Here is a 22017-nt window from a genome sequence, read left to right as displayed (position 1 = left end):
GAACTTCTGTGGCATAGGTTATTCTTTCCGCACCGTGATATAGCCTTCCGTCCACTCGCGCCTATCTAGCTCATAAGTAGCAATCTCTAACCCTGCTGGCTGGTCTCTGAAGCCTGGCTGCGTTAAGCTGGCATTTAAGGCTTCTTCAGCCTTCAGGTAGCTGGAGTAGACTCCTAAGAGTTTGACATCCTCGCCGCCTGGCAAATCCTCGTCTTCGTGAGTATGCCATAAGAGGAACACGTGTGTCATGACAGAGTGCTGTTTGTTTAGGGTAATGTAAGGCTAGCTATTTTCTACCTATCCAGCTGTAGTTGCTTCTGCGCTAATCGTTCGGAGAACCTGCTGCGCTTGTTGGGTTACTTCCTGCCATTTGGGGTCGACCAGTATTTCCGCATCCGAGCCCGGTTCCTGATAGGCTTGGAATAACTGATCAAGACGCACCATTTCCTGCCGCACGGCGTCGTTCAGGCCCGTTTCCTCCCACGCTGGCTGCGCCAAGAAGCCATCAAAATTATTATCATCGTACAGGGTACAATAGGTTTCCACGAAAGAGGACATTTCGGGACCCGCGCCCAGCCAGGCTCGTTGTTGAAAGGACGTATCGGCCACGTCCTTAATTGCCGCAACAACTCGTGTGGTCCAAGAAGCATCTTCCATCATGTGAGCAAGTTATTCTTCGTTTAGCTTCCGACCGTTACTTTGAACAAGACAAAAACAAGGGTAGCTGCCAGATGATGGGACTCAGCAGAAAGATTGCCAGCGAATTTCGGTTCATTCAATCCGTCAACGGGAAGAACAACTACGCCTTGATTAGTTTCGAAGGAGAAGTGACTCCCCGACTGGACAAGAGCACGCAGGGGGTGTTACGGCTGGATTTTCTGATGCCAGCGGAGCACGACCCAGCCGCACAGGTGGGGGCAGTCTACTTTTTCGACCACTACACAGCCGAGCATCCCGTCGACCTCTGCCTCAGGTTCTCCCGTGTCCACAGCATGCTCGTTGACACATCCGTTGCGACTGTGCTGTACGCGACGGTAATGGCGTTGTCGGAAGCCTTTGCCTTTTCTATCGAAGGGTTTACCTTGGACGCGCAGACCGGGGTGTTGAGCATGCCCTTTTCAAAACACGTGCGCTGGCCTCCATTTGCTTGAAGCAAAGGGAATAGAAGCATGATACAGAAATCGCTCCTATTTTTGGACGGCGTATTTGCTTCGGCATTGCCACCGCAATTATTATTGTTGCCGGGTTGCCTCTGACGCGGCGGCTTCGTGACTGCTCATGCCCAACCCGCCCGCTTCCCAGCTGCCCCCCGACGAGCCCGCGCGCCTGCACAGCCTGCGCACCCACCAGGTGCTGTCCACCCTCACAGAGCCCCTGTTCGAGGAGTTTGTCGCCCTCACTGCCCAGGTGTTCAGCCTGCCCATCTCGCTCATCTCCGTGGTGGAGGAAGACGAGGTGCTCTATCCCGCCAACCACGGCATGCCGGGCAACGAGCGCCAGCCCCGCGTCGAAGCCCTGTGCTCCACCGCCATCCAGCAAGCCCGGGCCGTGGTCTACCACGACCTGGCCCTCGAAACCAGTGCCGCGCTTCCCCCCGAAGCCCTGCTCGCGGCCGAAAGCAACGAACTGCGCTTCTACGCCGGGGCCCTGTTGCTGCTGCCCGACCAGCGCCCCTTGGGCACGCTCTGCATCATCGACCGCCAGCCCCGCACCTTCAGCGCCGCCGAGCAGCGGGTGCTCGACCTGCTGGCGGCGCTGGTCAGCCAATCCATCGCCGTGCGCCTGGCCCTCTACGCGCAGCCGCCAGCGGGTGTCGCGCATTGGGAGCAGCTGCGCGCCCGGCTCCACGAGGAGTTGCGCGAGCTCACGGCTCTGGTGCGCTACCTCTTCGCTCGCCACGGCGTCCAAATCCCGGTGCCCGCCGACCTGCTGGCCCAGGTTGAGCGCCGCCTGCTCGACCTGCAGCGCCTGCTCGCCGAGCACGAGCGCTAAGTCCTAGCATTGGCGAAACGCCTCAGCCAAAACGAGCGGACTATTTAACTGGCCCGCTCCTTCAACTGAATTGCCGCGTTTAGGCCACCACCGTTTACGTGAACGCTACCAGTGTTAGGCTGAGGCCATCAACTCCGCCAGGTATTCCGCCCCCTGCTGGCCGGTCTGTGCCGGCTTGAGTCGTTGGTCGCGCAACAGGCGTTGGGTGGCGTTGCGCCATTCCACCGGGTCAAAGCGCAGATAGGGCGCTTCGGGGCCGGAAAGCAAATCATGGAGTGCGTCCGCCCGGACGAACAATCGCCCGGCTTGGCTACTGGCAAAGAACTGCTTCAACGACGCCACATCGTAGCGTTTTCCGGCTGGTTGAAGTGCCTCCCCCAGCAGGTCCACCTCCAAGTACAGGTACACAAACTCCACGTAGGCAAAACAGACCATGCCCGATTCCATCCGGCCCAGCAGCGCCAACAGGTCGTCTGCTTCGACCCGTTGCCAGAGTTCGGGCAAGCACAGGAACAAGGGAGTGCTGAAAGTGGGTAGGTTGGTGCGCAGCGCCTCCGCAATGAAGTCCGTGGCATCGACCTGCGCAATACGGTTGCGGTAGGCGTCCACGAAGGCGCTGTCAACCGGGTACCACTCCGCTTCCTGCGGGCCGCGAACCAGCAATTCGGTGAGAAGGGCGTGCGCAGAGGTATTGGGTGGGCTTATCGACAAAGGCAAAAAAGCGAAGAAGTGACCAGAACAATGAGGCGGGTTCTCTTGCCATGCCAAGGTGGCCGGCTGAAATTACGCTCCTTAAACTGAATTGCCGCGTTTAGGCCACCACTGTTTTGGCGAACGGCGGCATGTTATTCAGCCGATGTCGTGTGGGTCGTAGTGGTAGTGCTCTTGGCTGCCCGAAGTAAACCGTTGGATAAAGACGGCTTCGGTGTGTTCCGGATTGGTGGGCTGGAACAGCTGCTTTTCTTGGGCCCAATCATACACGCCTTGGTCCACGGGGTAGCGCGTTAACACCCCGGTTAGCTCGTGCTGGTGAATCCACACCTCGGCCTTGTCACGCGTGGTGAAGACCCCGCTGGCAAACCGGCCGCCAGAGCCGTGAAATACCCACACGCCGGAATCGGCATCCTCTTGCTCCATTGTTTACTTTCAGTTGGGTGAGAAGGTGCAAACCTACGGCAGGTGCACAATGACGCGTATATCTTCGGACCGTTTCATTGAACAGTTATGAGCGGTCACACGTCGTTTTTCCAGTCGTGGTCGACTTGGCCGAAATACGTGTCGAGCAGGGCGTAGGCAGCCTGCACACGGAATAGCTCCGCTTGCGTGTCCCCAGCCAGGAGCGGATGCGTAGGGCGCAGCAGTTGGACAATGGCCCGTTTGACAGCTGCGGGCGCAAACGGGCCTTTCATGGCTTCGATGACTTCCATCGCCGACAACATGCCTTCGTCAGCCTCCGCGCGGGTCAACAGGAAGCGCACGAAAAAGGCCAAGTGGGCCGAGCAATCGTAGCGGGCGCAAGCCAACAGAAACCACGAGGTGTGACGCACGTTCGCCGGATGGGCTGCGGCCCGCATCAAGGGCTTGAGCACCCGCACGTCGCCGGCCGCGCCCAGAACTTCGGCGACGAAGGCTTTAGTGATGTAGCTCGTCGAGGCCTCCAGCAACGGCACCAGGGCGAGTGGGTCGGCTTTTGTCCGGACGGCGTGCCGTACCTGGGAGAGTTCCGCCGCTAGCGCGTCGTTGCCTTCCGCAGTGGCACGGTCTATTGCGGTCCGCAGTTCTTGGAGTCTGGTAGGCTTTCGAGCGGGCATGTAGCGGGTGCGCGTATTCAGGACAAGGGCTAAAAATATGCTCCTTCAACTGAACGGAGCGCGTTTAGGCCACCACCGTTAAAGTGAACCCGCGTGATTCTAAGCCTGGCTTTTAAAACAGGTGCGGTTTTCGAGCACCGAGGCGGATGTACTTTGCCGCACGGCCCACCCGTTTGGCCCTCCTCCCACCCACGAAGCGTCATGAAAATTATACTCGCCCTAGCCGCCGCCTTGCTTCTAAGTTGTGGTCGCCCCGAGCCGGCTCCGGCCATTACCGCGCAACAACTACAGTGCCTCAACCAACGCACGGACGAGGTGCGGCAGGCGATTGCGGCCGACCACCAAACGTACGCGGGCCAGGAACAGGACGTGTACCTGTTCAAGACCACAGACGGCCGAGTGCTCGGCTACCTCTTCGAACAAGGCGAGTGTTCCACCGTGATGACCCGCATCCCGGCCAACGGGCTCGCGCAGGCCGAAGCGTTCATCGCGGCGGAAGTCAAAAAGAACTTCGGCCCCTTATTCATCACCCCGGGCAACGTGCAGTACAAGTACTACACGGCCCCCATCGGGCAGAACACGGACACCTATTTGGTCGCCCAGGCCTTGAACTAACGTGGGCCATTAAGACCGTTTAGGTGAACTTATGCGTTATTTAGTCCATCCTCTTGGCTTGCGCTTTACCTGCCCCTTCCAATGAACCGGAAATATGCTTATTGCGCTTCGCTGGTGGTTGCCCTGATGGGTAGCAGCGTCCTGGCCCAAATACCCCCCAGAAAACACGTCGGCAAGCCGGTGGTCGTACGGCCCCGGGTAAGGGAAGAGCCTAAGCCTTCCGTTGAACCATGGGAGTGCCATATAGGCGAAATAGAGTTTGCCAGGGAGCAGATGCGCCTCTTCGAGTTGGGCGATACACTTGGCCAGCCGCTCGAGGCGAACCGGGTCTGGACTTACGTGGAGCAAATGCCGACGCTGAACGGTCAAAACGCCTTAACCGGCAGCATGGCGGCCATCCACCAGTATTTGGTTGTGCCCCCGGCCGCCCCGGACGGCCGCGTGTTCGTGCGGTTCGAGGTCGATAAGGAAGGCCGTGTCCGCCATGCGCAGATTGCGAGGGGGCTGCGGGCCGACGTGGATTCGGCCGTCGTGGCGGCCACGCGGCAGCTTCCACGTTTTGTTCCCGGCCAGCAAGCAGGGCAGGCGGTGGTCGTGAGCTTTACGGTACCCGTAACCATTCCGGTAAAGAGGCAGCCGTAGGCTCCGCCGCCGCGTTGTTGGGCTTATTTGGATGGGTTTTGATAACTCCCTCCTTATTTTATTCGGACCGTTTAGGTGAACGCCTTTCCTTCCGCTGTGCACATAGCTTTACGCTAAGTGTTGTTGCCTGCTACCTCGAGATTCATGTCTTTCGTCCCACTTTCCTTCATTGCCCGCTTTGGTGAGCTCGACGTGTACTTCGAGCCGGACGACCAGTGGACGGTGCAGAGCGGCCCCCATGCGTGCGACACCGTGGGGCTTCGGGCTCGGGCCTCCCTGCTCTGGCTGCCCTTGCTGGAACACAACTACCCCGCCGTGCGCGTTGCCCTGCTGGCCGGTTTGGCGCAGGCCGGTCTCCAGCCGGTTGAGCATCGTATGGCAACGTTTCCGGTGCAGGACCTCTTGGCGCTGGCCCTCACCTCGGGCGCTTCGCTGTACTGGGTTGACCTGGCACTTAATTGGGTGTCCCATGTCGGGCTGGCCCCGGATTTGATTCCAGTGGTGCGGGCTTTGGCCCTGAATCCGGCCATTGGACAGCCTACACGGCATCGCGCCAAACGGTTGTACTACACGGGCAAAGCATAACGCTCCTTAAACTGAATTACCGCGTTTAGGCCACCACCGTTATTTTAAACTCAGGACAGGATGGATTCAGCCGTCATCAAATATGCCAACGCAGTGCCCGAATCCTATTGGACTGCGGTTGGCAACATCGTCCGAGAGCGGCCTTATGGGCCGGGCGGAGCCGAAATTCGCTTCGGCACCAAGCACTTTGCCCCGGGGGCCAAAGTGTACATCATCAACTGGTATGCTGGCATGTGCCGGCGAATCATCGTGGTGGGGTTGCATCGCAAATCCAAGCGGTTCATCACGCTGGCCCTCGACGTTCGGCTGGTTGAAAACCTGCGGCCCAAAGTCTGCTACGACCCCGCAGTCATCGCTAAACTGAAAGAGCACTTCTCTCCGAAGCCTTTCTTTTACCCGGGCACCATCGATTCCCTTACCCAAGAGTTTGCGGAGCGGGTCTGCGCGGCCATTCCGCAGTGGCAGCAGAATTACAAAAATGCCGAATGGGTCGCGCTAGTCCCCGACACTGCGTTTGAAAGCCGAGTGGCCTGGCGCCAGCGCCTGCTAGATTTTTTTGGTTTTCTGCTGAAACGCTCCTTTCAGTGAACCGCTATCTGTGGGTGCTGACAAGCTCTACGAATCCCCTCCACCGTTCAGATTGAGTTCAGAAAACTGGTTCAATTAGCTAAGTACAGAAAACCTGTATTGGAGATGAGTTTAGTGAACTCCTGCAACAGGGTGGATTAAAGCCAAACGAGCATTTATTTGAATCTACTTACTGTATAAATATTCGTGCTATTTCTTATTAGATATGAGGACTATTTCCAAATTCTTATGTACTCGCATGTGACCAGTCTTCTCATATTGGGGTCTTGCTTCCGGGTTTTCGTGCTGTATGATTTATGCTTTACATCAAGTGGCATTGATATAAATATAACCATTGATGTGTCCTTTTTCATTAGTAAAGTTGTGTCCAGTTCTTTAATTCCTTCTATATAAGAAACAACCCTTATGAGTGTATCGTTATGCAATGATCTGCTGTACTTTAAAGCAAAAGTACTTAACGGTCTTCCCTTATCTAATCTCAACACTGTGTCTAATAGCACATGATTTATGGTTGATATTTTCAAGTGTTCATTATTAAAAACACAGCCAATTAGCACGCTATTTTCCTGATTGTTTTCGCTTTCGTCAGAGCATGAAAACATAATGAATGACAATGCAAAAAATAATTTATTTGAAAATCCCATATCTTATCAATGTATTATTAATTCAATCAAATCATTAACCTTCTTCTTTCACAGCCTGAAGTCATCAGACTAGAGCAGAATAGTGACTAAGGCTTAGGTCCACCAAAACGGTGATTCGGCGAAACTAGGGGTTTGGTGTTCTGTCCACTGGGAGCGGGAAGCTCAGAGAAAGTCCCCTTCCTGGCTGGTGATTTTTTGGCAATCTAGGTGCAAGGCCGGCAAATGGTCGATGGCGAGCAGCACGTTCAGCCTTCCCTGCTCGCGCTGCAACGCTTCGGGCGGCAGCAGGCGGAATTCGTCCAGCCGGTACCCCAGTGCGGTTCGGCCGGTTTTGCTCAGCGCCGCTTTGAAGCTTCGGTGCACCCGTTCCACGTCAGTTTTGTGGCGAATGCCTGAGAGCACGACCTGTTGTTGGCGATGGCTGGGCCCGCTCTCTGAGTCAAGTAAGAGCGTCAGCAACAAGCGTCCCCGGTCCGCTTCAAAGACAAAGTGCTCCACGCTGGCGTCGTGCAAGGCTGCGAAGAAGGCCGGAGTGACCGGAAGGAAAGGCATTTTGCTAAAATAGGCAAACGACCCCTCAACCACCTCACAGCGGCTAGTGGCCGTTCAGGAAAACGGTAAGAAGATAAACGCACTTCGTTCCGCTTAGGAAGGATGTTGGTAGGGCTTGGGTTGCGCTTCTGCGTTCGGTCATTGCTCGGACCACATGCCGGGCACAGGCAGTCCTAAGTAGACCTTCATCAACTCAGCATCCGCTGCTACTTCAAAGTCCGAGTCAAAAGCAAATATCACCCCGGATTCCGTCCGCAGGTTCGGGGTCTGGAAGGTCGGGCCTAGCTCCACTCGATACGCCACGCCCTGCGCCTGCAAGGCCGCTTGCACTTGGGCATTCGTTAAGTTCCGGCGCAACCAGCCATAATTGAAGTAAGACGATGCTTCTTCCTCCTCCAGACTCCACGCCTTGATACAGATTTCACACAGATCGCTGAAGGTGTCGGTTTGAAAGTAAAACTCCACCCCATCCAATGTCAGGTAGGGATAGCCTGCCGCCGCTTGGCCATCGAGTTCGGCGTTGCTGCCGGGCCAGAGCCGGAGGAAATCGGGCCGGGTCGCCCCCCACTGCAACGGCGAGGGCAGGCCCGTGCGAAACCAGTCGGTGAGGTGAATCTTCATTGGTTGAAAGTAAGGACAAGGTAGAAACGCGCATCTGGGAAGGCAAATGAAGTTTCCCTTCTCTCGTTCACGGAAACGGTGATTCGGCGAAACGAGCATATTTATATCTAGCAGAATGGTCTTTGCTGGCTTACCACCCTGCCAAGGCCTGCCGCAGGCGGAGCTCGTAGCCGCGCAACTGTCCGGCGTACTTTGGCAAGAGGGCTTCCAAGGGGCTGCTGCTGCCGGAGTCTGGCCCTATTTCTACCCACTCAAAGTGGTGCAGTCGGTAGGCCAGACCCGCCGGGGTGGGTACGAGCACCACATCGTAAAACAAGCGGTAGGTGAACTTTTCCGGGTCCGGTCCCGGGGAATACCACACCGAATCGAGGTACGCCTCCTGCGGGAGCCCGGCGTAGAGGGTATTCGTTTTCGGGGCCTTTGGGTACTGGGCCACGGGCATCTGCGTGAGCCGGGCCGCGAACCAACGCCGGGCCAGCGCCTGCCGCTGGCTTGTGGTCGCGGTTGAATCCGGCCAGAGCAAGGTGCCCACAAATTCTACCCGCCCGTTGCCTGAATGGCGCGGCCACTCAGAGGCAGGCCGCGCCGTTTGGGCCGGGGCGGGTGCGAGTGCAGCGCCCCACCAAAGGGCCATCAAAAAAAACTTCATACCCTTAAAGTTATCCCTCAAAAACTGGTTTAGGTAAACGGTTGAAATTATTAAAAATAAGGGTTAAACTAGTGACTAATGGGGCCTTTGAGGTCCGTCGGCTAAACGTAGGAATACCCATCCTATCTCTCACTTTGCCGCGTGAGGCAGGTAGCGATAATTCAACCACGCATCTAGGATACAGGCTACAATTAGCGGGTCCAATACGCCAAGCCCGTTGGGTTTTCGATTGACGATAAGAAGATCGTGCAGTACGCCTCCAAACGGGTCACCCACGAGCCAGGAATTGAAAGCCGAGAAAAAGAGTACGCCGCCGACCAAGAGCAGCAACGACCGCACGTAGGCGGGAACGTATCGGTTGAGTCCGAAAGCTGCTAGCCATAGAAAACCAAACGTCGGCAAATAGAAAATCAGGAAAAAGACCAGGAAGGCCAGCTTGTGGACGACAAGCAACATCGCTACTAATAATCCCAAGGTTACCCAAACGATCCGCTTTACCATACCTGTTTTGGCCGCAAAATAGCCCGTTGAAGCTACATATAGATGTTTGCCAAAACGGTGGCAAGCTAAACGCGGTAATTCAGTTTAAGGAGCGCTTCGCTAGTTGGGGCCATAAGCCATGAAGAAGGAGCCCATCAGCATTATACCCACACACAGGGCCATCCCATCAGCGACCAACAGCACAGCCAGCACGCCGGCGCCAATCCACCGCCGCTGCCATAGCCACTGCAGCAGCAGCGCTCCGACCCAGGCCAAGAGCAGCAAGGCCAGTCCAACCCACACCCGGGCCACATAAAATTGCTGGGCTTCGGTCCCGTAAAGGTGCGCCCACAGAAAGGCTCCCAACAGCCCGCCTGCCAACAGCAGGTGGGTGGTTAAGAGCAGGATAATGTGGGTTTGTTTAGTCACAGACACAATACCGTAAACCACGTGTTTATTCGTTTAACTTACGGGTAGTGGCCTAAATGCGGCAATTCAGTTGAAGGAGGATTAGTATTCGTGCATGGCCGAATTGCTATTGGCGTGGTACACCCAATAGCAGGTAGTCAGGAAGTACAACAGTATGAAAGCCAGTGTGAGGATAGAAGGCTTCTTTCGGTAGACAACTAGCATTAGAAAGGCTCTGAATCCGTGCATGAATAGCAGCGCAATACTCAGGAAGGCCCCGAAGAAAATACCATCATCATTATAGTAATAAATACCACTGGCACCATACTGCAGTTTGTAGGGCGAACAGAGAAGCCAGAGATAGAACGCCATCAGGGTAGACAGCCCATACCCAACAACCCGCAGGAAAGGGTGTACGGCCCCATTATCGTGGTCGGCGGCTTCAGGTATCAAGTCGTTGTCAGGCGTCATGCTACTACTTGCTGTTTAGGAAAACGGTGGCAAGGTGAACGCGCGCCGTTCATTCAATAGAGGGTGAAATTTATTAAGAAGTCTTACGCATCTAGCTTTGTCCTATGCCAAAGGAGCTTTGTAAATGTGGTCAATTTATTGACCTGGGCGCGATTCCCAATCCCGGGGAATGGCTACTCATTTCAGATGTCGAATACGACCGCTACACCGGGACAGTCGACGCCGAAACGCTCTATACCGACATGAAGTCGATGTTGTTATGCCCCCACTGTGGCCGCTTACTGGTGTACTGGCAAGGCTTTGGTAGCGAGTACACCACCTATCGCCCCGAGGAGTAAGGTCTATGCTAATCGGTTCAGCCAAACGGTCGTGGCCTAAACGCGGCAATTCAGTTTAAGGAGCGTTATTATGCAAGACCTTTGGTTGTCTCCTTCGTTTCGTTATGCAAAACCCCATTCCGCCGCCGCAGTATTGGACCGCCGAGGCCGCGCAGTGGGCTGCCCAGCAGTTAGGGCTTAGATACCACGACGGCATGCAGGACTGGCCGTGGGAGGTGGCGGAGACGGCAGGTTTGGCGCAATACTTCTGCTTGTACAGTCAAATCGATGGTCACGCCGCCCCGGCGCGGCGCATCGTCGTGCTGGAACTGATCCTAGAAGCGGCTTCCAACGGCGCGTTGACCGACGCCGAATTACAGGCCGTGTGGCCCCACATCAAGGCGCTGTTGGACCACGACGCCGAAGCGCTCGCCACGACGGTCGAGTACTGGTGCGTGTGGCAAGCGGAAGAGGCCAACCTCGACGAGGAAGCATTTCGCCTCTCGCCCTTCCTGCGCGAGTGGTGGCGTACCCACTATCCCCTTCCCCCGCCAACGGCTCCAGAATAACCATCCAACCATCACACTCGGCTCCATGGCCAAGCTGTCCAGGAAACGGTCGTGGCAGAGGCCGTTCAAAGTAAGTAAGGAGCGTTTGCCGACTATCTTTCAGGCCAACTACCCGCCCCTACCTGATGCGATTTCTGCATAACCTGTTCGGCTCTAAGAAGCCCGCCCTTGACTCCCTGATCTTCGATTCGACGGGTTGGCTTCTGCGCGACCATAGCACCAACCACCGGGCCTGGGAACATCCTTCGGCCCCGGCGGTGCTATCCGTTCACTTCTTTGCACTGCCCCCCGATCTTCCTCGGGGCTTAGACCTGACGAACTTGCGCCAACAATACCGCAATAGCCTCATTCAGAATGCTGGTGGCCTCATTGAGGTATCGCGCGGGCAGGTGGAGGCGCTGCCACTAATCCGCACGCTGTTTAAGCTGCCGCAGTCGCCCTCGGGCATGGGCTATATCGGGGCGCTGACGCTGCCGTTCCGCGAGTATAGCTACGTGGTGAAAGTACAGGCGCAGGAAGATGGCATGACCGGCCAGCGCGAATCGGTGGTAGCCGAAAAGCTTTTCCAGACAGGCACGCTGCATCTAACCAATGAGGGCTTTGCCAGCTGGGCGGCTGACCCTTACCAACCGAATTTCACCGCCGGGGCACTGATGAATCAATCCGAGCAGGCGGCATACGACGCCCTGTTTCCTGAGCATCCGCTAACGCTGGTTCGCCAAACCCTCGACTGGTTGGAAACCAGCCTGCGACTGAAGACCGTGTTATTGAACACGCCCCGTTTTTAGAAGGTAGCGTGCCCCCTATAGTGTTCACCTTAACGGTTGGAATCATTAAAAGGAGCGTTTTTCACTGATTAGTTTCTCCTTAAAAACCCCAGAAGGTATAGGCTCTTTCTACGGACTTAATTGTCCCAGTCCACACCCGTTCTTCGCGAGCGTATTTGTCGGATTCAATTGAATAAATCGCTTGCATTCGACAGCGGGTGCCGTGTTCTCCCGCTTTCTCATTTAAGATGGAATTCTCCCAGATACCCGGCTCAAAGGTGACATTAAAGACATAAAACCCGCCAGGCTCGATGGTGACAGTAGAAGGAAAATTTTTGTCCCAGCCGCGGGGCTTTTTCACCAAGTGGACAGTTCGGCCATCCGGGTACTTTATCTCGAAGGAAAGGCCGTAATACCCAAAGCTGTTCCACTCTTCGAACAAGTTAATGGGAGCTGTTGACGTGTTCGTGAGCAGCACATGGAAATGGGTAGTGTAGTCGAAAACGATGGCTGCATCCGGAGAAATCCTGCTGGAATACTCTGTTGGAATAATCTGAAGGGTGGGCAATGGCAGGGTTTGGGCACTTGCTGGCAGCACCTCAACCAGTATCAGCAGGGCACAGAATAACAGGTAGTTCGGGAAACGGGCACGGGACATAAACAGAGTAAGTAATCGTTCAAGAAAACGGTGGGGCCGTAAACGCGCTTCGTTTGGTGAAAGGAGCCATTGATTTTACGACCTTTTTCGCGCTAGTTCGCGCCATGGCTTCCTTTATCACCTTCTGCTTCTCGAATGGCTTTGCCCTTGCACCATTTCGCCGGCCTACTCGTCCTGGTTACGCTGCTCTCCATCAGAGCGCACGCTCAGTCCGTGCCGGCTGCACAGGAGCCGCAACGCTGGGAACAGCATGACCGGGAGCAGGCGGTCATGGCGCAGACCACCCTTGTTTTTGAGGGCGAACTGGTTCGTGCCGTGGGATACTTTAATGCCGACAGTAGCCGGGCGTTCCGCACGGCCGTTATTCGTTTGACCCGCTTGGTCAAAGGCGCGCTGACTCCCGGCACGGTGCAGGTAGTTTACAAGGGCCCAAAGGTTGCCGGCCTCTCGAAAGACCCCAAAACTGGCGAACTCTGGATTGAACTGCCGTCAGAAAATGGCCATGGGCATTCGGATAACCAAGGCCTGACCTTGCCGAGTAGTAAGCCCATTCTATTCTTTTGCCGTCCGTTACCGGTCGGTTTTGCGCCAAAGCCTCCGCACTTGGCTACAAACAATTCCCCGGCTTTAGAAATTGTGGGCGCTGCCTTCGACGTGTTCCGAGACCATTCCGTTGTCTCCGACGTAGGGGGGCGCTTTGATGACTTCCCGACATTATACCAGTACCTAGAGGCCACCTATCACCTGCCGCACCAGTGGTAAGCGAAAACGGTGGCAAGGTAAACGCGGTAATTCAGTTTAAGGAGGGAAATCACAACTCCTATATTTACCACGACCCTATTTTCCGCAGAACTGCCATGGCATCTGTCGACTTGCGCCCGAGGCGAAAATTCAGCACGCTCTTTAGTACCCTGCTGGGGGGAACGCTGCTGGCCGTGGTGGTTTTCTTCGCCATTTCCTTCCTAACGGTGCTGCGCCACATCACCCCCGTGCATCGTTACAAACCCAGCGAGGCGTACAAATTGGCCATCGGCTTTCCCTGGACGTATTATTACCAGTTTTGGGTCCGGGGGGAGGACCTACCCCAGTTCGGCTGGCATGTCGTGCATTTGGGCTATGACTGCCTGCTAACCTGGCTCGTTGTCCTAGCGCTGTATCTGCTTTGGAAACGAACGGCGGGCACCAGGCACTCCTAAAGAGCCGCTGAAAAGAAAATCGGTGTAGTTCATTGAAACGGTGGTGGCCTAAACGCGGCAATTCAGTTTAAGGAGGATATGTTTGAGCAACCGGATGTTCTCCAACTGATGACTGCTCGATGACCAGCTGCTACACCCTGACGTGGTTCAAAGAAGAACTGGCTCCTCGCTTCGCCGGGTTTGCGGTGGTTTACCGCTCCTGTGGGGAAGGCGATTTTGGCACCTTAGAGCGCGTGGAGTTTGAGTCCGACGCCCTGTTGGGCACCCTCGATTTCTGGAGTCATGACTGGCTCGACGTGCACGTAATTGACCGGGTAAGCGTCGAGGAGCGGCTCAACTTGTTCCTGGGGCCCGACCAGGAAACCGACAAGGCCCAGGCTATAGCCGCCTTATTAGGCCTGCTGTAAGTTGACAAGTGCAGGATAATGGTGGTGGCCTAAACGCGGCGTTTGGTGAAATGAGCATCTTACTTTGTTTGCAAAATCTGCGCACAGACCGGGAGCCTTCGGCTACCAACTAATCCAAAATGGAAAAAATACCCGCACAATGCCAAGTTTTCTGGGCGTTGGACTCAAAACGAAAGCTAGGCTCGCCAAAGGTCAGCATGTGGGCTTCAGACGGCGAAATCGACACGCATGTTCCTTACCTCCGATTCCATTTTGCCGGAGAACCACCATTGGATTCACCCATTTACAATCAACTGGCGGCTTGTATTCACACTTACCAAGGACTCACCCAGTGGGCTTGTCTTTGCGATCCAGCTCGCAGCCGCCATTATTTCTTGCTGCCGCAAGTATTTGCGCCGTATTTGTTCACCCACGGTGTCAATAAAGAGCAGATGCTCTTAATGATGGATGAGCAGGTGTATCAAGAAAATATCCTGGTAGCAAAGTGCGATGTCCCGAACTTAAGCCGGTACATCGAGCAAAATTGGAAAGGTTAGAGACTAACCAGCCTTAAAAACGATAATCTGGGGTTTAGTTAAACGGTGGCAAGCTAAACGTGGCAATTCAGTTTAAGGAGCCTTTTACAACCCGTAGTCTTCGCTTGTACCCGCCCGGCTACCTTGCGGCCCTCTTGCCCTGCTCACCCCTTTTCCCCCACCCGCTCCCGCTAGATGAAAAAGGTCCTTGCTCTGAGTTGGATACCCCTCGTCCTTGTGGTCGGGTGGCTTGTGTTTCGAAGTACCTACGAATTCAAAACCTATCCCGTGGAAGGCTGTGCCCAACCGGTCACCGCCGTCACCTACTGGAAGGCTTTCCATCGGGGCCAGTTGTTTAGTCGAGGCGTGGCGTTTGTGCCCGGAAACTACCGCACCCGGGAGATTCCCAGCCATGATTGCCTGATTCTACCGGACCTGAGCGGGTTCGACGCCTATTTCGAAGTTATCCCGACGTGTGAAAACGGGACGATTATACTGACCTCCGACTACACCCCGTTGGAGTCCCCCACGCCTTCAACCGCGATAGTCTCCAGAGTACTACGAGACAACCCCGACTACCAGCATTTCAGAGCTAATAATGTAGGCCATATTATCGTGTTGGAATAAAAAAAAGGTAAATCGTCCGGGGTGAACAGCGGAGGAACAGTTGTGATCCGAACAGTCGTAACGTTCAGCAAAACGGTCGTGGCTGTTGCAGAACCCGGCTCGACGACCTAATGAGATGCCTGAGCTGGGAAAGGATGGTTGAAAAGGCCAGTAAAGCACTCTTTTTGAGTAGTTGCGAGTTCGACAACCCGACGCAGGAGGCTGCCCAGGAGTTCTGCAACAGCCACGGTGGTTTAGAAAAGTCGCGAGCAGAAGCAGCGGTTGAGGACGTGTGGGGCTTGATGTAATTTTACACCCTCGCTGCTATAAGAGGGCCAGGCTGTTTGAATCTTACACTCATTCGTTTGATTCTTATTGTGTGCTCGGGCTTGGCTGGCTGAACTTTGTCTTTATCGAACGTGACTTGATTCACGCGTGCTTCTTCCTTTAGTCCAACCTTACTAAAGGCGGCTGCACTGAAACCCGCTTTGGGGAGTTGCATACTTTGAAGGGGCTGTCACCTGCGCACGTTATGGCTTGTGCTACCTAGTTCAGGTCACCTATTGCTGGCTTACTGATGAAAGGCTTTAAGGTCTATCCGATAGACACCACCACGGGTCTGCCAGCGGCTTCCAGTCGCCGCGACCTGCATAGAATTTGTCTGCTTACCAGCTCTCGCCAACTGCAGTGCGCCGACCAGGAAATTGCGCAGGACGGCACCTACTTGTTCGTTGGCAATTCGCAGGATAGGGGCAATTTAACGTCGCACGCAACGCAGTGGAGCACGGCCGGCCAAACGGGCTACGGCTGTCTGTTCACGGAAGAATTTGTGCAGGAGAGCAGCCCGGCCGGAAGCCCGAAGCCCTGGACCCTGCTCAGCGGCAACCACCCCCGCATCTTCTCACTCAGCGACGCGCAGGCCGCTTATCTCACGGGCCTGTTTCAAAAGATGCTGGCCGAGCAACAGTCCGCGTACTGCTACAAACACGAGTTGCTGCGCAGCTACCTGCAGCTGGTTCTGCACGAGGCTGTGCGCCTGCGCCAGCCGGTGTCAAACCGCCACTTTCGGTATTATTTCCAGGTCCTGCGGCCAGCCGGGGCGCTGATTTCCGCCTGGGTAGCCCGCCGGCGCCGGGAGTGATTTTCTTCTCTTCCTCAGCGATTAAGGGCGAGAGGCGTAGCGGCAGGAATTGTACTTGCCGGCTGTTTGCCAACCACCATAAGCTTCCTTCTTCAGCCTGTTAGTAGCTAGTTCCTCCCATGCGTAACCGACACTTTCTCCCCGCCCTGGTGCTGCAAGTCTTCGCCACGGGGGCCGCTTTGCCCAGCCGCGGTCAAACTCCTGCGCCGTCGTCCACCAGCAGCGTGCCGGGGCCCATTTTCGCCAAGGGACAACCGGCGCCAACCGCCAACTTCACCGGCCAGGCGTGGGTGCAGGGACTGGTGGACAAGGAGGATAAGTACTCGTGCGGGGCCGGCAGCGTGCAGTTTGCCCCCGGCGCCCGCTCCCACTGGCACCGGCATCCGGCCGGGCAAATCCTGCTGATAGTGGAAGGCACGGCCTATTATCAGGAGAAAGGCCAGGCGCGGCGAGTGCTCTATAAAGGCGACGTCATCAAGGCCCCCGCCGGCGTCGAGCACTGGCACGGGGCCGCGCCCACCACCACCATGACCCACGTGGCCATCAACCCCGATATAACGGCCGTGCCCGTGGTATGGGGCCGGGCCGTGACGCAGGCAGAGTACCTGGGCAAGCCGTAAGTAGGGCAGCTATTTCACGCGTAGGGACTACCTCCTCAGCCTTGTAAAATGAACGACATGACGCTGTTTTCAAAGCTCTCACTGCTACTTCTCGCCCTCCTTCCCATGCTGGCTCATTCAACCACCCCACCGGCGGAGGCCCTGTCGGCCCGTCAGCAAGCCATCGTCACCATCTCCGCGCTCACGGCAAAAGGCGACCTGCCGCACTTGCACGACGCGCTAGCTAAGGGGCTGGATGCGGGCCTCACCGTGAACGAAGAGAAGGAAGTGCTGGTGCACCTGTACGCCTACTGTGGTTTCCCGCGCAGCCTCCAGGGCCTCAACACCCTACTGAAGGTGCTCGACGAGCGCAAAACCCAAGGCAAAAAGGACGTGATAGGCAAAGCAGCTTCGCCCATCACGAGCACTGCCCCCAAGTACGAGCGCGGCAAGCGGGTGCTGGAGCAGCTTTCCGGCCAGCCCGAAAAGGAGCCCAAAACCGGCTACGCCGCCTTCAGCCCCGAAATCGAGCGCTTCCTGAAAGAGCATCTGTTCGCCGACATTTTCGAGCGCGACGTGCTCACCTACCAAGAGCGCGAGCTGACCACCATCGCGGCGCTCGTGAGCCTGGGTGGCGTGGAGCCGATGCTGCAAGGCCATTTAAGTATCGGCCTGCACACCGGGCTGACCGATGCCCAATTACTGCAGCTCATGGGCGTGACGGAAGCAGCCGTGGGCAAGAAGGATGCGGACGCAGGCCGCGTCGTTCTAAACCAGGTGCTGGCCGGTCGAAAGAAATAGGGAGGCCCGCCGCCAACTCGCGCCTTAACGGCCAGCCCGGCCCACAAGTGCTTGGCTGGCCGTCATCGACTCGGATGTAAAAACGAACTAGTGTACGGCCTGGTATTCGGCATCCGTTACGGGTTCCAGCCACACCGGGGCGCCCTGGCTGGCGCTGGGGTTAATGGCCAGATGGGCAAACCAGTCGGTGGCCGTGGCCCCGTGCCAGTGCACCACCTCGGGGGCAATGACGACGGTATCGCCGGGGCGCAGCAGACGCGCGGGTTGCCCCTTTTCCTGGTAGTAGCCCGTGCCGCTGGTTACCACCAGCAGCTGCCCGTGCGGGTGAGAATGCCAGTTGTTGCGGCAGCCGGGCTCGAAGAGGACGTCGCCCACGGTGCAGTCGGTGGAGTTGCCGGGGCCAGCCAGCATTTTAACCCAGGCCGTGCCGGTGAAGTACTGGGCCTGCGCTGGCTGGGCACTGGCGGGGGCCACTGGTTTTTCTTGATTGCTCATGAGAAGAAGAGAGTTAACCCCACAGTCCACGGGGCAATTGCTATACGCCACAAAGGTGCGCTGACGGGAATTCTCCTAAGAGAAAGAATCAAACAATTGCCTATACTAATCAAATAGCCACCCGCCTGGATGCTGTGCATCCGAACGGAGCTGGCCAGTGTCCAAAGCCCAGAAAGCCTGGCCATTGTTTGAAGAGTATACTGATTCGTTTGATTAGTATTTTTTTAGCTCGGCAAAATGCAAGAATCTTCGCCGGGGGTATCCGAAACGGCCTAACGCGTTCTGCAAGCGCGGATTGTGGTGTCAGGCTATACTCCTGGAGAAACCCTTCCTGAGCTCCTACAAGCGGTCAAGAGCCCGGAAGCCTTCTGATACTACCCGCATCCATTCCAATATTCTCTACCTAACAAAAACGAACGTGAAAATCGCCGCAGCAATCGTCTCCTTTTTCATGGCGTGTTCTGGCCATGCCCAGCAAGCCGAGCGTAAAGCCCCCCAAACGGCGGTCGATGCGGCGCCGACCGTGCGGACTGCTTCGGGCGTGGTGCGGGGCGTGACGGATGGAGCTGTGGCCAGCTTTAAGGGCATTCCGTTTGCCGCGGCGCCGGTGGGCAACCTGCGCTGGCGGGCTCCCCAACCGGCCGTGCCCTGGTCGGGGGTGCGCGATGCCAGCAAGTTCGGAGCCGACTGTGCCCAGCCGGGTTTTCCCCGGGGTGCCGACCCCATCTCGAAGACCTCCTCGGAAGATTGCCTGTTTCTGAACGTATGGACCCCGGCCAGTGCCAAACCGGGAGCCAAGCTGCCGGTCATGGTCTGGATTTACGGCGGGGCCTTCGTGTTCGGCAGCGGCTCTAACCCGGGCTATGCGGGCGAGCAGTTTGCCAAGCAAGGCGTCATCCTGGTCAATTTCAATTACCGGGTGGGGCGCCTGGGCTTTTTCGCCTTCCCCACCCTGAGTCGGGAGCATCCGCAGGAGCCCACGGGCAACTTTGCTTACCTGGACCAGATAGCCGCCCTGCAATGGGTGCAACAGAACATCGCGGCTTTCGGCGGGGACCCGAAGAACGTTACCATCTTCGGCGAATCGGCCGGGGGCGTTTCGGTGCATTCCCTGCTCACCATTCCGGCAGCAAAAGGCTTGTTCCACAAGGCCATCAGCGAGTCGGGCGGCGGGCGTGATGGTGTGCTGACCGGCCGGCCGCTGCAGAAAGACAACGCCGACCCCTACTACCCGGTTTCGGCCGAAACCATCGGTGTAAACTTTGCCCGCCAACACGGTATTGAGGGCACCGATGCGGCGGCCCTGGCGAAGCTGCGGGCGCTGCCGGTGGGCGACATTGTCGATGGCGGCCAGCAGAGCGCTGGCCCCGGGGGACCGGTTACGTTCTCCGGGCCGATTCTCGACGGCAAGCTGGTGGTGGAAACGGCGCAGAGTGCCTACGCGGCCGGCCGGCAGGCTGGCGTCCCGCTCCTCATCGGTTCGAACAGCGCGGAAGTGCCCGCGGGCTTTGTCAATGCCACTTCCAAGGAGGAGCTGCTGGCATTATTCGGTAACCTGAAAGCTGACGCGGCAAAGGTGTATGACCCGGACGGCAATACGGAGTTTGCCAAGATGCTCACGCTCGTCAACACGGACAAGGTCTGGGCCGAGCCGGCCCGGTTCACGGCCAACGCCTTTGCCGCCAAGGGCAAGCCGGCCTATGTGTACCTGTTCTCCTACATCTCGCCCTCCATGCAGCAGTACATGCGGTACGGCGCGGCCCATGCGTCCGAAATATCCTATGTGTTCGACAAGCTCAACGGCCCCAATGGTGCCCCGGTGGCTCCCAAAGACCAGGAAGTAGCCCATCTGATGAACACCTACTGGGCCAACTTCGCTAAAACCGGCAACCCCAATGGCAAGGGCCTGCCTACCTGGCCCCAATATGACCCCGAGAAGAACGAGCTTTTGGAGTTCCGTCCCGATGGCACTGCCATAGGCGAACCGGACCCTAGAAAAGCACGCTTGGACGTTATTGAAAAAGCCGTTACGACGGGAAATCTCCACTAACGCCGGCAGGCGTTGCTGCTACCTGAGATGAGAGTCTCGAGTTTTCAGAAGCACAAGGCCTGGCGACATACTATTGAAAGTTATGAAAACGATGAGACGAGCAATAGGGGCCGGTATTTTCTTGCTGGCCCTGGCCACGCAGGCTGCCGCGCAACAGACCGCGATTTTTCCCAAGGGAGAAATTGCGACCGTCGATAACCACACCGGAACAGTGTGGCTTAAGGAACTGAGTGAGGCGGATAGCGTCTTCGCTTACAGCATTGCCACGGCCACCTTTGCTCCCGGGGCCAAACTGGACTGGCACATTCACCCAGCGGGGCAAATCCTGCTCATTACCGAAGGCATCGGCTACTACCAGGAGCGCGGCAAGCCCCGGCAGACGGTGAAAAAAGGGCAAGTAATCAAATGCCAGCCCGGCGTGGAGCATTGGCACGGCGCCGCCCCTAAAAGCACCTTTGCCTACCTGGCGACGACCCCGACGCAAAAGGGCAAAACCGTCTGGTTGAAACGGGTAACAGCAGCGGAATACCAGGGTGGTAGATAATTAGATACTTGTTATCACCATGAAACAGCGCCTGATTTTCGCCTTTGGTTCTTCGCTGGCCCTGCTGTCGTGCTCGCGCGGTGGAGATGATAGCGCGACGCCTACCCCGCCGGTTTCTCCCACGTCCCCGGTTGAAACCAATGCTCCCAACTCCAGTTACCGCCCCGCCTTTGCGGGCCAAACCCGGATTAATGGCGTCACGACCCCTGCGAGCAGCTACCGGGCTGCTGTTGTCACCTCCTCGCTGACCAGCCCGTGGGGCATCACCCCGCTGCCCGATGGCCGCTTGCTGATAACCGAGAAGGCGGGGAGTATGCGCCTGGTTACCCCGGCCGGCGTGGTCAGCGCGCCCATCACGGGCCTGCCGGCGGTCAATGCCTCCGGGCAAGGCGGGCTGCTGGGCTTGTGCATCGACCCGAATTTCGCCACCAACCGGTTGGTATACTGGTCGTTTTCGGAGCCCCGCCCGGGCGGCAACCTGACGGCCATCGGCAAGGGCCGGTTGGCTACGGATGAACGGACCATAGAGGCCGCCACCGTCATTTACCGGGCCGAGCCGGCCTACGCAGGCGTCAATCATTACGGGGGCCGCGTGGTAGTTGACCGCACGGGCAACCTGGTGGTGAGCGCCGGCGAACGGGCCGATAACGCCACCCGGGCCCAGGCGCAATCAGTTACGTCGGCGCTGGGCAAGGTTATCCGCATCACCAAGGATGGCCGGCCGGCCCCCGGCAACCCGGTGTTTACCCAGCCGGGCGCCCGCCCCGAGCTGTATTCCATTGGCCACCGCAACCCGCAAGGGCTGGCGATTCATCCGGTGACGGGGGATATCTGGCAAAGCGAGCACGGCCCCCGGGGAGGGGATGAAATCAACCGGCCCCAGCCCGGAGCTAACTATGGTTGGCCGACGATTACCTACGGCCTCGAATACAGCGGCCAGCCCGTACTGAGTGGCATTCAGCAAAATCAGGGCATGGAGCAGCCGGTTTACTACTGGGACCCGGTGGTGTCGCCCAGCGGCATGAGTTTCTACGCGGGTAACCGCGTGGCCGAATGGCAAAATAACCTGTTCATTGGCGCCCTCAGCGGCCAGCATATTGTGCGCCTGGTCATCGACAACAACCGGGTGGTGGGCGAAGAACGGCTGCTGGCCAGCGAAGGGCAGCGCTTCCGCGATGTCACGCAGGGTACCGACGGCGCCTTGTATGCCATCACCGACCAGGGACGGCTGTATCGCATTGACCGACCCTAACTCGTTTTGACATAGGGCCCTATATTGTAGGTGCCGTGCGCC

32 protein-coding genes are annotated in these 22017 nt (G+C 57.1%); 19 read left to right on the top strand and 13 right to left on the bottom strand.

The genetic code is table 11. From position 1 onward, the window contains the following. Positions 1-18: 18 nt before the first annotated feature. Both EI293_RS22745 and EI293_RS21675 read right to left on the bottom strand, forming a co-directional pair. A complete protein-coding gene (locus EI293_RS22745; protein ID WP_449404895.1) occupies positions 19-249 on the bottom strand; it encodes a DUF7336 domain-containing protein in 231 nt (76 codons plus the stop codon). A 48-nt stretch (positions 250-297) separates the two neighbouring features. After that, a complete protein-coding gene (locus EI293_RS21675; RefSeq protein WP_125440651.1) occupies positions 298-660 on the bottom strand; it encodes an SCO4402 family protein in 363 nt (120 codons plus the stop codon). A gap of 71 nt (positions 661-731) precedes the next feature. Here EI293_RS21675 and EI293_RS21670 point away from each other — a divergent pair, with 71 nt between their 5' ends. Further along, positions 732-1151, top strand: coding sequence for a hypothetical protein (locus EI293_RS21670; RefSeq protein WP_125440650.1), 420 nt, complete (start codon positions 732-734; stop codon positions 1149-1151). Between the two features lie 127 nt (positions 1152-1278). After that, complete coding sequence (locus tag EI293_RS21665) at positions 1279-1992, top strand: GAF domain-containing protein (protein ID WP_125440649.1); 714 nt, start codon at positions 1279-1281, stop codon at positions 1990-1992. Between the two features lie 114 nt (positions 1993-2106). On the opposite strand, the gene EI293_RS21660 is transcribed toward EI293_RS21665, so the two are convergent. The 3 genes from EI293_RS21660 to EI293_RS21650 form a co-directional block, all read right to left on the bottom strand. Further along, positions 2107-2760 carry a hypothetical protein gene (locus EI293_RS21660; RefSeq protein WP_125440648.1) on the bottom strand — a complete coding sequence of 218 codons (654 nt, stop codon included), beginning with the start codon at positions 2758-2760 and terminating at the stop codon, positions 2107-2109. 81 nt (positions 2761-2841) lie between these two features. Next, complete coding sequence (locus EI293_RS21655; RefSeq protein WP_125440647.1) at positions 2842-3129, bottom strand: DUF7710 domain-containing protein; 288 nt, start codon at positions 3127-3129, stop codon at positions 2842-2844. 95 nt (positions 3130-3224) lie between these two features. Next, positions 3225-3803 (bottom strand): hypothetical protein, encoded by a 579-nt coding sequence (locus EI293_RS21650; protein WP_125440646.1) that lies wholly within the window; start codon positions 3801-3803, stop codon positions 3225-3227. Positions 3804-4004: 201 nt separating this feature from the next. Between EI293_RS21650 and EI293_RS21645 the strand changes: the two genes are divergently transcribed. The 4 genes from EI293_RS21645 (at position 4005) to EI293_RS21630 (ending at position 6233) form a co-directional block, all read left to right on the top strand. Further along, entirely contained in the window at positions 4005-4418 is a 414-nt protein-coding gene (locus tag EI293_RS21645) for a hypothetical protein (protein WP_125440645.1), read from the top strand. Positions 4419-4691: 273 nt separating this feature from the next. Further along, positions 4692-5060, top strand: coding sequence for an energy transducer TonB (locus EI293_RS21640; protein WP_170170490.1), 369 nt, complete (start codon positions 4692-4694; stop codon positions 5058-5060). Between the two features lie 144 nt (positions 5061-5204). Continuing rightward, a complete protein-coding gene (locus EI293_RS21635) occupies positions 5205-5645 on the top strand; it encodes a hypothetical protein (protein ID WP_125440643.1) in 441 nt (146 codons plus the stop codon). 60 nt (positions 5646-5705) lie between these two features. Further along, positions 5706-6233, top strand: coding sequence for a hypothetical protein (locus EI293_RS21630; protein ID WP_125440642.1), 528 nt, complete (start codon positions 5706-5708; stop codon positions 6231-6233). Between the two features lie 806 nt (positions 6234-7039). On the opposite strand, the gene EI293_RS21625 is transcribed toward EI293_RS21630, so the two are convergent. The 6 genes from EI293_RS21625 to EI293_RS22195 form a co-directional block, all read right to left on the bottom strand. Continuing rightward, positions 7040-7429 carry a hypothetical protein gene (locus tag EI293_RS21625; protein WP_125440641.1) on the bottom strand — a complete coding sequence of 130 codons (390 nt, stop codon included), beginning with the start codon at positions 7427-7429 and terminating at the stop codon, positions 7040-7042. 138 nt (positions 7430-7567) lie between these two features. After that, positions 7568-8050 (bottom strand): hypothetical protein, encoded by a 483-nt coding sequence (locus EI293_RS21620; protein WP_125440640.1) that lies wholly within the window; start codon positions 8048-8050, stop codon positions 7568-7570. Positions 8051-8180: 130 nt separating this feature from the next. Further along, positions 8181-8699, bottom strand: a complete 519-nt coding sequence (locus tag EI293_RS21615) for a hypothetical protein (protein WP_125440639.1) — start codon at positions 8697-8699, stop codon at positions 8181-8183. Positions 8700-8828: 129 nt separating this feature from the next. Next, positions 8829-9200 (bottom strand): hypothetical protein, encoded by a 372-nt coding sequence (locus EI293_RS21610; RefSeq protein ID WP_125440638.1) that lies wholly within the window; start codon positions 9198-9200, stop codon positions 8829-8831. A 99-nt stretch (positions 9201-9299) separates the two neighbouring features. After that, positions 9300-9608, bottom strand: coding sequence for a hypothetical protein (locus EI293_RS21605; protein ID WP_125440637.1), 309 nt, complete (start codon positions 9606-9608; stop codon positions 9300-9302). A gap of 81 nt (positions 9609-9689) precedes the next feature. Next, positions 9690-10058, bottom strand: a complete 369-nt coding sequence (locus tag EI293_RS22195) for a hypothetical protein (protein ID WP_170170489.1) — start codon at positions 10056-10058, stop codon at positions 9690-9692. Between the two features lie 104 nt (positions 10059-10162). Here EI293_RS22195 and EI293_RS21600 point away from each other — a divergent pair, with 104 nt between their 5' ends. The 3 genes from EI293_RS21600 (at position 10163) to EI293_RS21590 (ending at position 11732) form a co-directional block, all read left to right on the top strand. Then, positions 10163-10396 (top strand): hypothetical protein, encoded by a 234-nt coding sequence (locus EI293_RS21600; RefSeq protein ID WP_125440636.1) that lies wholly within the window; start codon positions 10163-10165, stop codon positions 10394-10396. A gap of 104 nt (positions 10397-10500) precedes the next feature. Beyond that, positions 10501-10944 carry a hypothetical protein gene (locus tag EI293_RS21595; protein WP_125440635.1) on the top strand — a complete coding sequence of 148 codons (444 nt, stop codon included), beginning with the start codon at positions 10501-10503 and terminating at the stop codon, positions 10942-10944. Between the two features lie 125 nt (positions 10945-11069). Beyond that, entirely contained in the window at positions 11070-11732 is a 663-nt protein-coding gene (locus EI293_RS21590; protein ID WP_125440634.1) for a hypothetical protein, read from the top strand. A 79-nt stretch (positions 11733-11811) separates the two neighbouring features. Here EI293_RS21590 and EI293_RS21585 read toward each other — a convergent pair whose 3' ends face one another. Then, on the bottom strand, positions 11812-12369 hold the full coding sequence (locus EI293_RS21585; RefSeq protein WP_125440633.1) for a hypothetical protein: 558 nt from the start codon (positions 12367-12369) through the stop codon (positions 11812-11814). 135 nt (positions 12370-12504) lie between these two features. Here EI293_RS21585 and EI293_RS21580 point away from each other — a divergent pair, with 135 nt between their 5' ends. The 7 genes from EI293_RS21580 to EI293_RS21550 all read left to right on the top strand — a co-directional run bounded on the left by EI293_RS21580 (position 12505) and on the right by EI293_RS21550 (position 17634). Continuing rightward, positions 12505-13131, top strand: coding sequence for a hypothetical protein (locus EI293_RS21580; RefSeq protein WP_125440632.1), 627 nt, complete (start codon positions 12505-12507; stop codon positions 13129-13131). 95 nt (positions 13132-13226) lie between these two features. Then, entirely contained in the window at positions 13227-13565 is a 339-nt protein-coding gene (locus tag EI293_RS21575; protein WP_125440631.1) for a hypothetical protein, read from the top strand. 119 nt (positions 13566-13684) lie between these two features. Further along, the gene (locus EI293_RS21570; RefSeq protein WP_125440630.1) at positions 13685-13972 is read left to right on the top strand and encodes a hypothetical protein; all 288 of its coding nucleotides are present in this window, start codon (positions 13685-13687) and stop codon (positions 13970-13972) included. A 119-nt stretch (positions 13973-14091) separates the two neighbouring features. Beyond that, positions 14092-14508, top strand: coding sequence for a hypothetical protein (locus EI293_RS21565; RefSeq protein WP_125440629.1), 417 nt, complete (start codon positions 14092-14094; stop codon positions 14506-14508). Positions 14509-15670: 1162 nt separating this feature from the next. Further along, the gene (locus EI293_RS21560) at positions 15671-16234 is read left to right on the top strand and encodes a hypothetical protein (protein ID WP_125440628.1); all 564 of its coding nucleotides are present in this window, start codon (positions 15671-15673) and stop codon (positions 16232-16234) included. A gap of 119 nt (positions 16235-16353) precedes the next feature. Next, the gene (locus tag EI293_RS21555; RefSeq protein WP_125440627.1) at positions 16354-16854 is read left to right on the top strand and encodes a cupin domain-containing protein; all 501 of its coding nucleotides are present in this window, start codon (positions 16354-16356) and stop codon (positions 16852-16854) included. A gap of 105 nt (positions 16855-16959) precedes the next feature. Further along, positions 16960-17634, top strand: a complete 675-nt coding sequence (locus EI293_RS21550) for a carboxymuconolactone decarboxylase family protein (RefSeq protein WP_246010770.1) — start codon at positions 16960-16962, stop codon at positions 17632-17634. Positions 17635-17721: 87 nt separating this feature from the next. Here EI293_RS21550 and EI293_RS21545 read toward each other — a convergent pair whose 3' ends face one another. Beyond that, positions 17722-18129 (bottom strand): cupin domain-containing protein, encoded by a 408-nt coding sequence (locus EI293_RS21545; RefSeq protein ID WP_125440625.1) that lies wholly within the window; start codon positions 18127-18129, stop codon positions 17722-17724. Between the two features lie 451 nt (positions 18130-18580). Between EI293_RS21545 and EI293_RS21540 the strand changes: the two genes are divergently transcribed. The 3 genes from EI293_RS21540 to EI293_RS21530 all read left to right on the top strand — a co-directional run bounded on the left by EI293_RS21540 (position 18581) and on the right by EI293_RS21530 (position 21975). Next, on the top strand, positions 18581-20179 hold the full coding sequence (locus EI293_RS21540; protein ID WP_125440624.1) for a carboxylesterase/lipase family protein: 1599 nt from the start codon (positions 18581-18583) through the stop codon (positions 20177-20179). Positions 20180-20300: 121 nt separating this feature from the next. Beyond that, the gene (locus EI293_RS21535; protein ID WP_246010768.1) at positions 20301-20723 is read left to right on the top strand and encodes a cupin domain-containing protein; all 423 of its coding nucleotides are present in this window, start codon (positions 20301-20303) and stop codon (positions 20721-20723) included. 19 nt (positions 20724-20742) lie between these two features. Then, the gene (locus tag EI293_RS21530; RefSeq protein ID WP_125440623.1) at positions 20743-21975 is read left to right on the top strand and encodes a PQQ-dependent sugar dehydrogenase; all 1233 of its coding nucleotides are present in this window, start codon (positions 20743-20745) and stop codon (positions 21973-21975) included. Positions 21976-22017: the final 42 nt, after the last annotated feature.

This window comes from Hymenobacter perfusus (assembly GCF_003944765.1).
Lineage (GTDB): Bacteria > Bacteroidota > Bacteroidia > Cytophagales > Hymenobacteraceae > Hymenobacter > Hymenobacter perfusus.
The sequence above is the reverse complement of the archived record's forward strand: the minus strand, read 5'-3'. Positions and strand labels throughout refer to the sequence as shown.